Origin of the sequence: Maribacter aquimarinus, assembly GCF_047345505.1 — a bacterium.
Lineage (GTDB): Bacteria > Bacteroidota > Bacteroidia > Flavobacteriales > Flavobacteriaceae > Maribacter.
This window is the reverse complement of sequence record NZ_JBLFEO010000020.1, coordinates 18,099-34,296: the sequence shown is the minus strand read 5'-3', so window position 1 is coordinate 34,296 and position 16,198 is coordinate 18,099. Positions and strand designations below refer to the sequence as shown.

Below are 16,198 nucleotides of genomic sequence, written 5' to 3'. Positions count from 1 at the left end.
AAACAGATAGAAGATGTCCATGTCATTTATAATTGCCTGTGAGGGCGGAAAACGAAAAATTGCCGAAATCTTGTTGAAGAACAAGGAGGTGGATGTTACCTACACCGATGAAAAAGGACGTACCGCCCTGCACTATGCGGCGCACCGCGGCTATCTGGATATCTGCAAAATGCTCATTGCAGAGGGTGCCGCCCTGGACTATGAAGACCACCAGGGCGAAACCCCGTTTTATTTTGCCTGTCTGCAAAAACAGAAGCAGACCGCCCTCTATCTTTTGGAACAGGGTGCAAAGACCAATATCAATGACTACAAGGGCAATGGCCTCTTGCACCTCTTGGCCGTGAACGGGCAAGTGGAGGTCATGGAGCGGCTCTTGGACGGTGGCATGGCGGTGGACCTGGAGAACAACGAGGCCCAGACCCCATTGTTGCTGGCCGCTTCCAACCGAAACCGAAAGGTGGTGACCTTGCTCCTGGACAAAGGAGCGGACATTGCGGCAACCGACAAACAAGGGAACACCCCTTTGTTGTTGGCCACCAAGAACAAGGACAAGCCCATGGTGGAACTGTTGTTGGACCATGGGGCCCAGGTAAACCATGTGAACCATGCCGAGGAGAGTCCACTATTGATCGCCTGTTACTCCGGCAACCGCATGCTCATTAAACTATTGGCCGATCGTGGTGCCGATATGTTGGTCTCGGGCAAAAATGGTCTTTCCCCCATCTGGTACGCCTGTTCGGCCAACCAGAAAGAGATCGTAAAACTCTTTTTGGAGCACGGCGTGGACGTAAACTATGGGAAGCCCGTGTCCGGGAATGAAAGTAGCATGCACGCATACCTGGACTGGGTGGAATCTGCCAATGATATTTCCGTTACGGCGGGTTATTCCCTGGGGGTGTCCAACACCCTGGGCGGTGAAAGCCTGCTCCACGTGGCCACCAAGAGCGGTCATTTGAGCATGGTAAAATTGCTGTTGGAGGCCGGGGCCGAAGTGGACGTCCAGGACGAGAGCGGGAATACACCCTTGCACTATGCCGCGGCCAACGGTAAAAAGGACGTGGTGCAGTTTTTGCTGCAACAAGGCGCCAACGTCTCCGTGGTGAACGCCAAGGAGCAATTGGCCATCGATTACTCCAATATCAGGGGATTCAATGAGATCACCGAATTTATCCTGGCAACCAAAGGGGCCGCCGTTCCCGCTTCGGTAAAACCCACGCCATCTGCCTCACCAAAGGAAACCGAAGCAGCCCCAAATACCACCATGGCCGATAAGAAAAAGGCCCTGATGGACCTAAAGGAGCTGTTGGATATGGGGGTGCTTACCCAAGAGGAATTTAACATTGAAAAGGCCAAGATCTTAAAAGGCTAAGAGGGCCGGGGAGACACCCTTGGACACACAATAAGGTGGTTTTGGGGGTATGGGCATCTGACGCTTTGATCATTGTGAATAAGGAACAACGGTTTGGTCTGGTCTGTCCGGACCAAGGGCCTTATACCGGTTCTGTTTTGAGATGCAGCGATGGACATTGAACTGTTTTTTTGGCCCGAGAAAAAGAAAAATCGGGCATAGCACAGCTACGGCCTATTTTTATTTTGAAGTAGGGCGTAAAAAGAAACCATTTATCGGCCAATTTTAAATTGGGAAATGGTATTGCAATCCTTTTTTTGTGTTTTCGCCCAGGTTTCCCTAAGAACTTCCAATGCCTGTCATCATTTTCCAAAAGTACGTGGCACCCGCCGTTTTGATTTTTCCTTTTTGTACATTTATCCTTGACCTGCCCAGGGGATGGTAGATTTATGGATGTCTTGGGCACTTGTTCTGTTCCACGTAGCCGTGGCAATACAAGCGCAGTGCCAAAGGTTTTTAATCGTGATGGTATGAAGGAATGGTTTGCCCGTGGCGCCCGTATTGTTGAGGTATTGCCCATTTTAAATGGATGTCTTCCCGGCAAAGGGCTCTTTGTATTTCTGTGGTGCATGTCTTGTGTTTGGTTGGGACGGGGACAGGACGGCCGGGAATTGGAACTTTGGTACACGGCACCGGCCACGGATTGGATGACGCAGGCCTTGCCCTTTGGCAACGGGTATTTGGGCGCGATGTTCTTTGGCGGCGTGGACCAGGAGCAGATACAGTTCTCAGAAGGTACGCTATGGTCCGGTGGTCCCGGCAGCAATGCGGAGCATGATTTTGGGGTTAGAAGGGGAGCGCACCAGCATCTCCCAAAAGTGCGCAAACTTTTGCGCGAGGGCAAGATGGAAGCTGCCGATGCCCTAATAAAAGCTGAGTTTACCGGGGTCATTGACCGTGGCGAGAGGTACAATGCCGATTTCGGGGATTACGGAGCGCAGCAGACCATGGCCGATATTTTTGTGCAAGTGGACCATTCCGGCCCGGTAAAGGAATACCGCCGAAGCCTGAACATTGAAAAAGCACTGGGGCAGGTGGGCTATACGGTAAACGGGGAGCGTTACCGCCGTACCTTTTTTGGGAACTACCCGAGCAATGCCCTGGTGTATCGGTTTGAAAGTTCCGTCCGGACCAATTATGAAATTCAATTGAAAAGTCCGCATATCACCACCGCTCAGACCTTTAAGGACGGGGTGTATTCCTTTGTTGGGGAGGTGGCAGACAACGCCATGCCTTTTGAAAACCTCATTTCCTTTCACCTGTCGGATGGGGAGCTGCGTTATGAAGAAGGGGTGGTGTACGTGAACGGTGCAAAAGACCTGATCATGGTGCACACTGCGGCCACGGCCTACGCGCCCAGGTTTCCCCACTACCGCGGCACCGACTTTAAGGAAAAGAACCAAAGGACCATGCAGCAATGGCAGGGAAGGAGCTACACCGATCTTTATGCGGAACACCTGCGGGACCATGGCCAGTTGTTTGATCGGGTAAGCCTTTATCTTGATGGATCTGGCGCGTCTGACCTGCCCACCAATGCGCGTTTGCAAGCCTATAACCAAGGATCCCAAGACTTGGGGCTTGAAGTGCTGTACTTCCAATATGCGCGCTATTTGATGATTGCGGGCAGCCGTCCCAACACCATGTCCATGCACTTACAGGGAAAATGGAACAACAGCACCAACCCCCCGTGGGCGGCAGATTACCACAGCAACATCAACCTTGAAATGATCTACTGGCCCGCAGAGCTCACCAATCTTTCTGAGTGCCATCTCCCTTTTTTGGACTTCATTGAAAGTTTGGTGGTCCCGGGAAAGGTTGCTGCAAAGGAATTTTTTGGCGTTCGGGGATGGATGACAAACACCATGACCAACGCCTACGGCTTTACCTCCACGGGCTGGGGAATTCCATGGGGCTTTTTCCCCGCCGGGGCCGCCTGGTTTTCACAGCATCTCTGGGACCACTATGATTTTACGCAGGATATGGATTTTCTTAGGACCAGGGGCTACCCCATTATGCGGGAGGCCGCCCTTTTTTGGATAGACTATCTTGTGGACAACGGAGAAGGGCAATTGGTGTCCATGCCATCGTATTCGCCAGAGCACGGTGGTATTTCCAAGGGGGCTTCAATGGACCACCAAATTGCCTGGGACCTGTTGAACAACTGTATAAAGGCGGCCGAGGTTTTGGGCATTGAAGATGCCTTTACCCGCAGTGCAAAGGAGACCCGGGATGCCATCTTGCCCCCACAAGTGGGGTCTTGGGGGCAGTTGCAGGAATGGGCCGAGGATGTGGACGATCCAAAGAACCAACACCGGCATATTTCCCACTTGTTCGCCCTACATCCGGGCAACCAGATCTCCACCACCAAAACCCCGGAACTGGCAGAGGCCGCGCGGGTAACCCTCAATGCACGTGGAGACGATGGCACCGGGTGGTCCCGGGCCTGGAAAATGAACTTTTGGGCACGCCTAAACAATGGGGACCGGGCCCATAAGATGTTGGGGCAGCTGTTAAAGCCGGTTACGGACACCAGCGTGAACATGACCACCGCGGGCGGCACCTATCCCAACCTGCTTTGCGCGCATCCCCCATTTCAATTGGATGGCAATATGGGAGGTGCCTCAGGGATGGTGGAGCTATTGTTGCAGTCACAGGCCGGGGTGTTGGAACTGTTGCCCGCCCTACCAACGGCCTGGCCCAAGGGAAAAGTGACCGGATTAAAGGCCCGTGGCGGTTTTACGGTAAATATGGAATGGGACAATGGCAGGCTGGGCAAGGCCCGCATTAGCGGTAAGCCCTTTGCCAAGGGCACCCTAAAGGCCAACGGAGCGCTTCGGCCCTTTGTGCTGGATGCCAACGGAGTACATATCTATGAAGTGAAACCATGACCAAGCTTTAAATTGGGGAGGACTTTGCCCTGCTTTTCCTAGACTTTCGGATGGTGGAAAAAATAGCGAGCGCGCCAGGCGTAACTTTGATGGCCGTCTGCCCCTGGCCCAACCAAATAGTGCCCTTAGGCCCGTAGAGTACACCACGTGACCCATGAAAAGTTGAGGCAAGAAGGGCTCAAAGGTGGACAACGTTTAAAGTGATAACGGAAACACCATGGAACAGCCAACTCTAAAAGGGGAGTAACAGAGTGGCATGATAACATCACTGTTGCATGTCACCAATAAAAAGCAAAAATCAGTATCAGATGAAACGAGCATTAAGAAATTTTAAAAATTACGTTGCAAAGTGCGATGTTTAAAAATTTTATTATGAGAGCGTAGCGGTTGTCCTGCAGGCACGGGATGCTCAATTTTTTAATTAGCTTTTATATAATTAAGAATATTTAAACGTATGAAGCGTATGAAACGTTGGGTCTTGCTTTTTCTCACGCTCTTTTCCGCCGCACTTTGGGCGCAAGAAAAGAGACCCTTGAACGTGCTGTTCCTTATTGCGGACGATCTTACGGCTGAGGCCGTTTCCTCTTATGGCAACGCGGCCTGCCAAACCCCCAATATTGATCAACTGGCCCGGGAGGGCATCCGCTTTACCCGGGCCTACTCCCAATATCCCGTTTGTGGGCCGTCCCGGGCCTCCATGATGTTCGGATACTATCCCAGTGCCACCAAGACCTATGGGTATGTAAGCGGGAGGGAAGCGGTGGGGCCTAACCGAAAATCGTGGCCCCAGCACTTTAAGGACAACGGCTACCATACGGCCCGGGTAAGCAAAATTTACCATATGGCCGTGCCCAAGGACATTGAGTCGGGAGGCCATGGCAAGGACGATCCCGCCTCGTGGACAGAACGTTTTAACAGTCAGGGACCGGAATGGACGGCGGCCGGTGAGGCCGAACTCGTACAGGGCAACCCGGACAATACGTTGACCAGAAAAGGAGGAAACGTAATGACCATTGTAAAGGCAGACGGAGGCGATACGGTTCACTCAGATGGAAAAACCGCATTGAAGGCCAGTGCGCTGATCCGGGAGAACAAGCACCGGCCTTTCTTTTTGGCCGTGGGCCTGGTAAGGCCCCACGTGCCCTTTGTGGCGCCAAAAAAGTACTTTTTGCCCTATCCACACGAAAACATTGAGAGACCTCCCCAGTGGCCAGGGGATTGGGATGATATTCCCGAACGGGGCATCAATTATGTTACGAGCGACAACGCCAAGATGACAGCGGTACAGGAACAAAAGGCCATAGCCGGTTACTATGCTTCCGTGGCATATATGGATGCCCAGGTGGGCAAGATATTGGCAACCCTTAAGGAAGAGGGTCTGGAAGAACGTACCTTGATCGTTTTCACCTCGGATCACGGCTTTCATTTGGGAGAGCACCGGTTTTGGATGAAGGTGAGCCTGCATGAGGAATCGGTTCGGGTGCCGTTGATCATCAAGGCCCCTGGTGTTGCCCCTGCCGTGACCCATTCCTTTGCCGAGCTCTTGGACTTGTACCCCACGGTAGCGGAGTTGGCTGGCTTGGAGGTGCCCAACAACGTTCAGGGCAAGAGCCTGGTGAAAATCATGAAGCGCCCCCGCAGCAAAATAAGGAACATGGCCTTTTCGGTGTCCCAAGGAGGGAGGTCCTTTTTGGTTAGAACAAGAAAATGGGCCTACATTCAGTACAACGAAGACGGCTCTGGGGGGGCGGAGCTTTACCATATGAAGCGCGACCCCAAGCAGTACACCAATTTGGCCGTTGATCCCCGTTGTGCAAAACGCTTGGCAAAATTGCAAGGTAGGTTGCTGCGCAAACTTGAAAAAGTGAGAACCAACGACCTTAGATAACATATTGATCAATGGCGAAGCGTGATTGTTTTAGGTTGAAAAGCGGAATGGCCTCTGGCAACTCGGTACTGGACCGTGGAAGGCGATGCTCTTCCTGTTATTCTCAATGGCAATCGTAAACAAAGAAATCGTGGCGGGTTTTGCAAACCTTTGCATGGCCCGATGCTTTTTAACTTTTCCATGCCTTATCTTTAAATGGTTCTTTTCCCTGAACATGATTATTGTATATGTGTACTTTTAGAAGTGGCCTTATTTTCTGTTTACTGCTCTGTTCAGTGGCTTCCTGTGGCACAAAAAAAGAATTGGTGTCTTCGGATGTGCGGCTGGCCGTGCTTGCGGACATTCACTTACAGGATGTTTACGGGGAGTTGCAAGACACCAAATATAGGGGCGTATTGAACCCTGCCAATGACCAATATGCCCTGATCCGTACCATGGGGAGTCAACTGCGATCCACAAGAATTTTCAACGAGAACTACTTTGCTTTTTTGGCCGCCTTGGATGATATTGTGGCGCGGGACATAAAATATGTGATTGTGCCCGGAGATTTTTCGGATGATGGCCAACCCCTTCATCTAAGGGGCTTCAAAGACATTTTGTCCCATTATTCCAAAAAGCACTCCCTCTCCTTCTTCTTGGCCACGGGGAACCATGACGTGATACAACCCTTTGCCCGCAATGATGGCAAAGCGGATTTTTTGGGAAAAGGTGGAAAGAAGCAGCCCATTTTTTCGGAAGCGGACATTCACGTTTCGGATTCCGGGCATGAGCATCCCGTGGTCATCTCAAAAGACCTTAAAAATTTGGGATACCGGGGCATAGTCGAGATCTTGGGGGATCATGGGTTTTATCCCAAGCCAGAGCATAACTATTGGTCGTCCCCTTTTGCCCCCTACGGCTATGGGGACTATGATTTTAAAAAGGCCTCGGAAAGCGCCTCCCTGACGGATAGGGCCATTTCAATGGCACCAGACGATTTGCCCATACCAGACCTTAGCTACCTGGTTGAGCCCATGGAGGGACTTTGGCTTTTGTCCCTGGATGCCAATACCTACATTGAACGAGAGAAAAACGGGCCACAGGTAGATCCCGCCCTTTTGGACTATCCAAACAACGGTTTGGGACTGGACAATTTACTTACCCATAAACGTTATCTGTTGGATTGGGTGGCCAAGGTGGTAAAAGAGGCCAAGGCCCACGGGAAAACACTCATTGCATTCAGTCACTACCCCATGGTGGATTTTACCAATGGAGCGGCACCGGATATTGGCAAGTTATTGCAGGGCGGGAGGATGCAAAACAAGCGTGTTCCCAAAAAAGAGGTAGCGGACCTGTTTTCTTCCTTGGGGCTAAAGCTGCATTTTGGGGGGCATATGCATTTAAATGACACGGGCATCCATACCACGGAAGGGAGCCAAATCCTGGTAAATGTGCAAGTGCCCTCTTTGGCCGCCTATGCCGCCGCCTATAAGGTGGTTACCGTGAAGGGGAACGATGTTTTTAAGATAGAGACGGTATTGCTGGACACCGTGCCCCGTTTCAATGAGTTTTTTGGCCTCTATGAACAGGAACACGATTTTTTGGAAAAAAATGGACAAAATGCTCTTTGGGACAAAGCCATACTATCCTCAGAAACGTACGGCCAATTTATGAATGCCCATTTGAAGGAGTTGGTAAGACTGCGATTCCTGCCCTCTGAATGGCCCAAATCATTTGTATCCTTGTTTCAGCGGGCCACGGGAAAAGAGCTTTTGGCGCTTTCCAAAACCGAGGACATAAACGACTATAAAAACATACTTAATGGGCTGGGAACTAAAGGAACCCACAACCCAAGAGTAGGCTCAAGCACCGGGAAAGTGCTGGAAGCCCATAAAATGAACCTGGAAACTTTTGGGGATTGGACGGGAGAGGAGCTTATTTTTGACTTGTACAGATTAAGAAATGGCGATGGCTTGAGCCATAGGGACATTGGTGGGGAGCGCCTTGAGGAGTATAAATTCTTGGCAAACTCTTTTTTGGCCGGTGAACAAACGTACCAAGCGGACCTTTTTATGGATCAAGTACGTTGGTTCATGACCATTTTGGAGAAGTTTGTCAATGATGCCCCCTCCAACGATTTTGAAATAGATTTTAATACGGGCAAATTGCAATCGTTGCGCAACCAACCAAGGCCATAGGGCAGCACTGGTGAAATTGCCACGGGTAAGGGGCTTACAACTCTATCTCGACCAGGACGGGACAATGGTCGGATAAAAAAATATCTTCCAAAGTCTCTGCCAGAACAGCGTGCTTTTTCACGGCTTTAACGCCTCTCACAAAGACATAATCAATGGTTTCTCTATCCTTGTACGGTCTATGGTCAAAGCCACAGCTGGTCCAGTCGGGGCCATAGGTCAAGGCAGCCACATCTTTGCTGTTCACCACCGTGTTCTCCCCATTGGGTGCTGTTAAGAGCTGTATGCCCTTGGATGTGGGAACCAGGTTAAAATCTCCCGTGATGACCAATGGAAGGGCACTTGCCAGTGCCATTGACTTTTCTTTCAATAATTTGGAACTTTCCAAACGGGCCAATTCTCCCTTATGGTCAAAATGGGTATTCATGAAAAAAAAGACTTTTCCGGTGGCCCTTTCCTTGAATTTTGCCCAGGTAACAATCCGTTCCAGGGCCGCATCCCAGCCTATGCTTACCTTATTTGGGGTTTCGCTCAACCAAAAGGTATTGCTCATGAGCAGCTCAAATCTATCTTTCTTGTAAAATATGGGGGAAAACTCCCCTTTTTCCTTCCCGTCTTCCCTGCCCACCCCAATAACACCGTACTTTTTAAGATGGGTTTTTAGATAATCTCGCTGATGTACCAGCACCTCTTGCATACCGATGATGTCCGGATCATAAAAGCCCACCATCCCAACTATGTTCTCCTTTCTGTGGTGCCAGTTTTGTTTCCCGTCATCGGGATTGTCATAGCGCACGTTAAAGGACATCGCCTTTATGCCAATGGTTCCCTGAGCGGTGCCCGGGATAGGGAACATTAAGGAAAACAGAAGGAGCATGATAGGATGCTTTACCATTTTTTTTTGGAATGCAGGCTCTTGGAAAAAGGTGCCTTTGTTATTGGATTTCGGCTATTTTAACCGGACGCCCTTCTTGTACTGACTTTAGGGCGGCCAAGGCAATTTTTAGGGATTTTAAACCGTCATCCCCATTTACGGGCATGTTGCTACCGTTGTAAAGGGCCTTGACAAAGTCCTGTATTTCTGTTTTGTAGGCTTCTTGGTAACGCTCAAGGAAAAAATGCAGCGGTAGGGCGGCATGTATCCCCGTTTTATTGTAGAGTTTGTGTGAATCATGGAAATTGTTGTTGGACTGTACCATTCCTTTGGAACCAAACACCTCCACGCGTTGATCATATCCATAGGCTGCCTCCCTGCTGTTGTCTATGACGGCCATACTGCCATCTGTATAGGTCATGGTGACCACTGCGGTATCAATGTCCCCGGCAGCCCCTATTTCGGGGTTCACCAGAACGGTTCCCTTGGCATAGACCTCGGTGATCTCATTGTCCACCACAAAACGGGCCATGTCAAAATCATGAATGGTCATGTCCAAAAACAAGCCCCCCGATGTTTCAATGTACCCAATGGGCGGTGCGCCGGGATCGCGACTCGTGATTTTTACCAGGTGCGGTTGCCCCACGGCATCGTTTTTTACCAGTTCCTTTACCTTTCTGAATTCCTTGTCGAACCTTCGGTTGAAACCCAACATCAACTTCACATTGTTTGCCTTCACCACTTCCAAGACCTCCACCACCCTCTTTACGGAGAGGTCCAAAGGCTTTTCGCAAAACAGATGTATGCCCATCTTGGCGGCAGTTTCCACATAGTCTGCGTGGGTATCCGTTGGCGAGCATATTAAAATGGCGTCAATTTTGGTGGAGTCCAACATATTTTGAAAGCTGTGGGTCACAAATGGTACTCCCTTCTCTTTGGCGTGGCTCAAGCAATCCTCATCTGGATCGGTTGCCGCCACCACGGTAATGTCCGGAATCTGTAGCAGATTGTTTAAATGAATCTTCCCTATTCTTCCCAAGCCTGCAATGGCTATTTTAAATTTTGACATGCGTTTTTTCTTTTAGAGCCCTAATGATTTAATGAATTCCCTATTGCTTCCCGCACACTTTTTGGGTTCCCCCATGCCCGGCAAGATATCTTGCTCAACAACGATCCAATCGGCATACTTCCTTTCTTTTAGTAGTTTCACAATACGTTTAAAATCTACCGAACCCTTTCCCAGTTCGCAGAAAACACCTCGTTTTATGGCGTCAAAGTAATCTCCCTTGGCCGCTTGTGATGCTTTTGCGATTTCGGGGGCAAAGTCCTTAAAATGAACGTGCCATATTCTGCCCTCATACTTTTTTAGGGCGGTTACTGGATTGCCCCCGCCAAAGGCATAATGTCCCGTGTCCAAACAAAGTCCCAAAAGCTCGGGGTCGGTTAAGGAGAGGAGTTTGTCTATCTCTTCAGGGGTTTCAATATAGCCCCCGCAGTGATGGTGAAATACCGTTCGCATCCCATAGGCCTGCTTCACGGCCCGGGCTATGGTTTCAGCGCCCCTTGCATAAACGTTCCATTGGGTATCGTTCAACCCCATTTCTGGTGTGATCCTGCCGGCGTTTTTAACGCGTTCGGGAACCGTACCGTTGTCATCTGCCAGCACTATGACCGCTTTTTTGTAGCCGGCATCGTGCATGAGCTTGGCTGTCTTCAATGCATTTTCCGTGCCCGTTTGGTGGTTGTGCCCATTGGCCAGGGCCACCGGGACAAAGGCTCCGAGAAGGTCCAGTCCTCTTTGTTCTATGGCGGCCCGGAGTGCCTGGGGCTTGGTGGGCATATAGCCCCAATCTCCCAGTTCAGTGCCCATGTAACCGGTTTCCTTAATTTCGTCCAAGACCTGTTCAAAACCGATCTCTTGCGTTTTCTCCTCCAAATCGAACTCCAGGGCGCCCCATGAACAGGGCGCGTTTGCTATTTTGATCATATTGTGCTCTTAAAATTTGCGGGACCATATGTTGGGCCATCTTTCTATGATGACCTTGGTCTGCGTAAAAAACTCTATGGCGTGTTTGCCTTGGCCGTGTAGGTCGCCAAAAAAACTGTCTTTCCAACCACTGAACGGAAACTGGGCCATAGGCGCCGCCACACCTATATTGATGCCAATGTTGCCCGCATCGGCTTCGTTTCGGAACCTGCGCGCACTGGCACCACTGCCGGTGAAGAGGCAGGCCATATTGCCATAGTTTCCGCTATTTACAAAGGAAAGGGCCTCATCTACGGTTTGCATGGCCAATAGGCTCATGACCGGCCCAAATATCTCGGTGCGGATCAATTCCCTGTCGGTTGCCACATTTTCCAAAATGGTGGGCGCAATGAAATTTCCTTTTTCGTAACCTGAAACTTTGGCATTCCGGCCATCAATGAGCAGGTTGGCGCCTTCGTCCAATCCTTTTTGTATCAATCCTTCAATGCGTTTTTTGCTTTCCGGGGTGATCACGGGCCCCATATCGGTGCCGTTGTCCCATCCATATCCCGTTGTTCTTGATTTTACGCTTTCGTAGAGTGCATCTTTCACCTCGCCCTTGCCATCGTTCACCGTAATTACGGTAGAGGCGGCCAGGCATCGCTGTCCGGCACAGCCATAAACGGAATCTGCAATTATTTTTGTGGACATTTCAATATCTGCATCGGGAAGGATCACAATAGGGTTTTTGGCGCCTCCTTGGGCCTGAACCCTTTTTCCATTGGCCGTTCCCCTGGCATAGATATACCTGGCCACCGGCGTGCTGCCAACAAAGCTGATCGCCTTTATTTGTTCGTGGTCCAAAAGGGCATCAACAGTATCCTTTCCTCCGTGCACCATGCTCAAAAGGCCTTTGGGAAGGTCCAGCTCGTGGAAGAGTTCAAAAAGTTTCACCATCGTCAAGGGCACCTTTTCAGAGGGTTTCACGATAAAGGCGTTGCCAGTGGCAATGGCGTACGGCAAAAACCAAAATACGATCATACTGGGAAAATTGAAGGGGGTAATGCAGGCGGTAACGCCAAGGGGCTGCCTTACCATCATTTCATCGATTCCCGTGGCAATGTCTTCAATGACGTCCCCGGCCATGAGCATGGGGGTGCCACAGGCCACCTCAACGTTTTCTATGGCCCGCTGGATTTCCCCAAAGGATTCTCCCTTGGTCTTGCCCGATTCTTGTGTAATGATCCGTGCCAATTCCTCTTTGTTTTTTTCGAGGAGGGACTTTAAATGGTACAATACCTGAACCCGTTTCATGACCGGAACATTGCGCCATTCCAGATAGGCGCTTTGGGCCGATTGCACTGCGCTCTGGACATCCTTCATTGTTTCTGGTCCAAAGGGAACTTTGGCCAGTACGTTCTGGTTGGCTGGATTTACCACGTTAAGCGACTCCGTAGCCCCGCTTTGTTGCCAGGTTCCATTGATATAATTTTTCAATACGTTCATTAGTTCTTGTTTTAGGTTTTTAATTAGTGCCCAAAAGAATATAGATCAGTAGGGTGGCCGCACAAAGGCCAATGGACATGGCCTTGGTGTATTTCCAGGGCGCTAGGTTCACGGCTCCCACATCCTTCATTTCATAGATGTTCTGCCTTGGAAAAAAATGGGAGACACCGTACATAATGATTACGTTAAGTACAAACTCCATTCCCCAAAGATGCACAAAATGAATACCGTGACCGGTGTAGCCCCAGGTCATAAAGATGTAAAAGGCAAGCCCGAAGAACAAGGCCGCCTTTGCGCCGGTCGCCGAGACTTTTTTCATAAAAAAACCGGCCAATAAAATGGAGGCTATGGGGATGAAAAAAATACCGTTTAGTTCTTGCAACAGCTGGTAAAGGCCATCTGGTGCGTTTGCCACCAAGGGGGCGGCAAGTATGGACACTATGGCCAACACGGCCGATGTCGCCTTCCCAATCCGTACCAGCTTGGTATCTGCCATGTCCTTGCTGAGGTGTTTTTTCACGATGTCAACGCTAAAAAGGGTGGCCACGGAGTTGAGGACGGAATTAAACGTGCTCAATACGGCCCCCATGATCACCGCGGCAAAAAAACCGATGAGCCATACCGGAAGTACCTGTTTTACCAATTCTGGATATACGGCATCTTGCTTGTCATAAAAGGTTTCCTGAAAATAGTAATAGCATATGACCCCTGGCAGTATGATGACCAGGGGAATCAAAATTTTGAACAGTCCGGTGAGCAAAAGTCCCTTTTGTGCTTCTTTCAGGTTTTTTGCGCCCAAGGCCCTTTGTATTATGGCCTGGTTCATTCCCCAGAAATACAATTGGTTTATGATAAGCCCGGTGAAGAGCACCTCAAAGGGCAGTACGGAGCCCGGAGCGCCGATCACGTTGAACTTTTCCGGTGCGTATTCGTACACTTTCACCAAGCCGGTGACGATATTATTGTCCCCAATGGCCATCAGGGCCAAGATGGGGATGAGGAGCCCTCCGAGGAGCAGCCCTATTCCGTTAATGGTATCTGAGTAGGCTACGGCCTTTAGGCCACCAAAAATGGCATAAACCGAACCAATGCAACCAATGATGACAATGGTGGTCCAGAGGCCTTGGGTCTGGCTCAGGCCCAAAACTTCAGAAACGCCAAAAAGGCTTTCTATGCCCAATGCCCCAGAGTAAAGTACAATGGGCAAAAGGGTAACCACAAAGGAAAAGATGAGCACCGCCGAAACGATGGTCCTCGTGGCCCCATCAAAGCGGTTCTCCAAAAATTGGGGAATGGTGGTGAGTCCCATTTTTAAATATTTCGGCACAAAAAATAGGGCAGCGATGACCAGGGCAATGGAAGAGGTCACTTCCCAGGCTATGACAATGAACCCGTTTACGTATGAGTTGCCGTTCATGCCTATTAAATGTTCCGAGGAAATATTGGTAAGCAGCATGGAACCGGCTATGACCGTGCCGGTTAAGCTTCTACCACCCAAGAAATACCCTTTGGAAGAGCCCAAATTGGTTTTGCGCAGGCTGTACCAGGTAAAAAAGGCCACAGCCGCCGTGAAGGCGACAAAAGAGGCAATAATGATCGTAAGATCAGTGCTCATGGTCAGGGTTTATAAATAGTGTCTTTGGGTCTTTTTGTTCTCAAGATAGGCTTTATGGGATTTTCTTACACCTTCCTTTTCCGAAACTTGCGCAACGGCAACATCCCACCAGGCAAATCCTGGGACCCTTTCCTCACGATCGGTTTCAATATAGATCAGCACGGTACGCTCAATGGTCTTGGCCTCTGCCAGTGCGGATTTCAGTTCGCTCACATTTTTGGCCTTGATCACATGGGCCCCCATACTGGCGGCGTTTGCCGCATAATCTATGGGCAGGATGTCCCCGTCCAATTGGTTGGTGCCTTGGTTGCGATAGCGGTAATACGTACCAAAGCCTTCGCTTCCAAGAGAGGCCGAAAGCCCGCCGATACTGGCATAACCATCATTGTTTAAAAGTACTATGGTGAGCTTTTGTTTTTCTTGGATGGAGGTAACGATTTCCTGTGCCATCATCAAATAGCTTCCGTCTCCGACCAAGACGTACACCTCACTTTTGGGTTGGGCCATTTTTGCGCCCAGGCCACCCGCTATTTCGTAGCCCATACAGGAATAGCCATACTCCAAATGGAATCCCTTGGGATTTTTGGTGCGCCATAATTTATGCAGGTCGCCGGGCAGGCTTCCCGCCGCACAGATCATGATGTCATTGGGGTCCGAGAATTGGTTCACCGCACCAATGACCTCTCCCTGAAAAGCGGGGACCTCATTTTTTTCCTCATAAACCTCAGATACGTACCGGTCCCATGAGGCATTGAGTTCCGCCACTTTTTTCCGATAGGCCTCATTGACCTTAAAGTTGGTCAGCTCCTTGTGCATTCGTTCAAGAATCGCCTTGGCATCGCCCACCAAGGGCACGGCCCCATGCTTGTGGGAATCGAATTCGGTGATGTTGATGTTGATGAAGCTTACCTCTGGATTTTGAAAGGCAGATTTGCTTATGGTGGTAAAATCACTGTAGCGCGTTCCTATGCCTATCACAACATCTGCATCTTTTGCCATGGCTATAGATCCCGGGGTCCCCGTGACGCCCGCGGCACCCAGGTTGTTGGGGTTGTCATGATCAAGAGCTCCTTTTCCGGCAAAGGTTTCGGTAACGGGGATGCCAGTTTGTTCCACCAACTGTTTCAGGGTTTGCGTGGCGCCGCTGTAGATTACCCCGCCCCCGGCAATGATCAGGGGTTTTTTGCTGTTTTTGATTTGCAGTATGGCTTTTTGCAACAGACCACTATCCGGTAAGGTGCGGCCAATGTGCCATACTTTCTTTTGAAACATGGCCAAGGGGAAATCAAAGGCTTCGGCCTGCACGTCCTGCGGAATGCTAAGGGTAACCGCACCCGTGTTGGCAGGGGAGGTAAGCACCCGCATCACCTCCGGGAGCGCAGTGATCAACTGTTCCGGTCTGTTGATGCGATCCCAGTATTTGGAAACGGGTTTGAAACAATCGTTCACGGAAACATCCTGTGTCTGCGAAGACTCCAACTGTTGTAAAACGGGTGCCACCTGCCGTGTTGCAAAAATATCACCGGGAATGAGCAGTACGGGAATCCTGTTTATGGTGGCCGCGGCCGCGGCAGTGGGCATGTTGGTGGCCCCGGGGCCAATGGAAGAGGTACAGACAAAGGTCTGAAGTCTGTTTTTTACCTTGGCATAGGCAGCAGCTGTGTGCACCATGGCCTGTTCGTTCCTGAACACGAAAAAAGGAAAGTCAGGGGCTTGGTGCAGGGCTTGGCCAATGCCCGCAACGTTGCCGTGTCCCAAAATACCGAAACATCCTGCGAAAAACTGCTGTTGTTCGCCATCGCGCTCCACATATTGGTTTTTTAGGTATTGGATGGTGGCTTGTGCCACGGTAAGTCTTTTCGTTTTCATTTGTATCGAT

Annotated in this window: 10 protein-coding genes; 4 read left to right on the top strand and 6 right to left on the bottom strand. The window is 50.2% G+C overall.

Features of this window, described 5'->3' with window-relative positions; genetic code table 11:
* Positions 1–19: 19 nt before the first annotated feature.
* From ACKWCC_RS13850 to ACKWCC_RS13835, 4 genes are all read left to right on the top strand, one after another.
* The gene (locus tag ACKWCC_RS13850) at positions 20–1,369 is read left to right on the top strand and encodes an ankyrin repeat domain-containing protein (RefSeq protein WP_413996545.1); all 1,350 of its coding nucleotides are present in this window, start codon (positions 20–22) and stop codon (positions 1,367–1,369) included.
* A gap of 509 nt (positions 1,370–1,878) precedes the next feature.
* Positions 1,879–4,296 (top strand): glycoside hydrolase family 95 protein, encoded by a 2,418-nt coding sequence (locus ACKWCC_RS13845; protein WP_413996544.1) that lies wholly within the window; start codon positions 1,879–1,881, stop codon positions 4,294–4,296.
* A gap of 454 nt (positions 4,297–4,750) precedes the next feature.
* Positions 4,751–6,184 (top strand): sulfatase, encoded by a 1,434-nt coding sequence (locus tag ACKWCC_RS13840; protein WP_413996543.1) that lies wholly within the window; start codon positions 4,751–4,753, stop codon positions 6,182–6,184.
* A 305-nt stretch (positions 6,185–6,489) separates the two neighbouring features.
* A complete protein-coding gene (locus tag ACKWCC_RS13835; RefSeq protein ID WP_413996542.1) occupies positions 6,490–8,361 on the top strand; it encodes a metallophosphoesterase in 1,872 nt (623 codons plus the stop codon).
* 34 nt (positions 8,362–8,395) lie between these two features.
* Here ACKWCC_RS13835 and ACKWCC_RS13830 read toward each other — a convergent pair whose 3' ends face one another.
* The 6 genes from ACKWCC_RS13830 to iolD are packed head-to-tail and all read right to left on the bottom strand — an operon-like array spanning position 8,396 to position 16,188.
* Positions 8,396–9,235 (bottom strand): endonuclease/exonuclease/phosphatase family protein, encoded by an 840-nt coding sequence (locus ACKWCC_RS13830; RefSeq protein WP_413996541.1) that lies wholly within the window; start codon positions 9,233–9,235, stop codon positions 8,396–8,398.
* 58 nt (positions 9,236–9,293) lie between these two features.
* Positions 9,294–10,301 (bottom strand): inositol 2-dehydrogenase, encoded by a 1,008-nt coding sequence (gene iolG, locus ACKWCC_RS13825; RefSeq protein ID WP_413996540.1) that lies wholly within the window; start codon positions 10,299–10,301, stop codon positions 9,294–9,296.
* 12 nt (positions 10,302–10,313) lie between these two features.
* Positions 10,314–11,219, bottom strand: coding sequence for a TIM barrel protein (locus ACKWCC_RS13820; RefSeq protein WP_413996539.1), 906 nt, complete (start codon positions 11,217–11,219; stop codon positions 10,314–10,316).
* A gap of 9 nt (positions 11,220–11,228) precedes the next feature.
* The gene (locus ACKWCC_RS13815; RefSeq protein ID WP_413996538.1) at positions 11,229–12,704 is read right to left on the bottom strand and encodes a CoA-acylating methylmalonate-semialdehyde dehydrogenase; all 1,476 of its coding nucleotides are present in this window, start codon (positions 12,702–12,704) and stop codon (positions 11,229–11,231) included.
* 19 nt (positions 12,705–12,723) lie between these two features.
* Positions 12,724–14,319: a solute:sodium symporter family transporter gene (locus tag ACKWCC_RS13810; RefSeq protein ID WP_413996537.1), complete on the bottom strand. Its 1,596-nt coding sequence runs from the start codon at positions 14,317–14,319 to the stop codon at positions 12,724–12,726.
* A gap of 9 nt (positions 14,320–14,328) precedes the next feature.
* On the bottom strand, positions 14,329–16,188 hold the full coding sequence (gene iolD / locus ACKWCC_RS13805) for a 3D-(3,5/4)-trihydroxycyclohexane-1,2-dione acylhydrolase (decyclizing) (RefSeq protein WP_413996536.1): 1,860 nt from the start codon (positions 16,186–16,188) through the stop codon (positions 14,329–14,331).
* Positions 16,189–16,198: the final 10 nt, after the last annotated feature.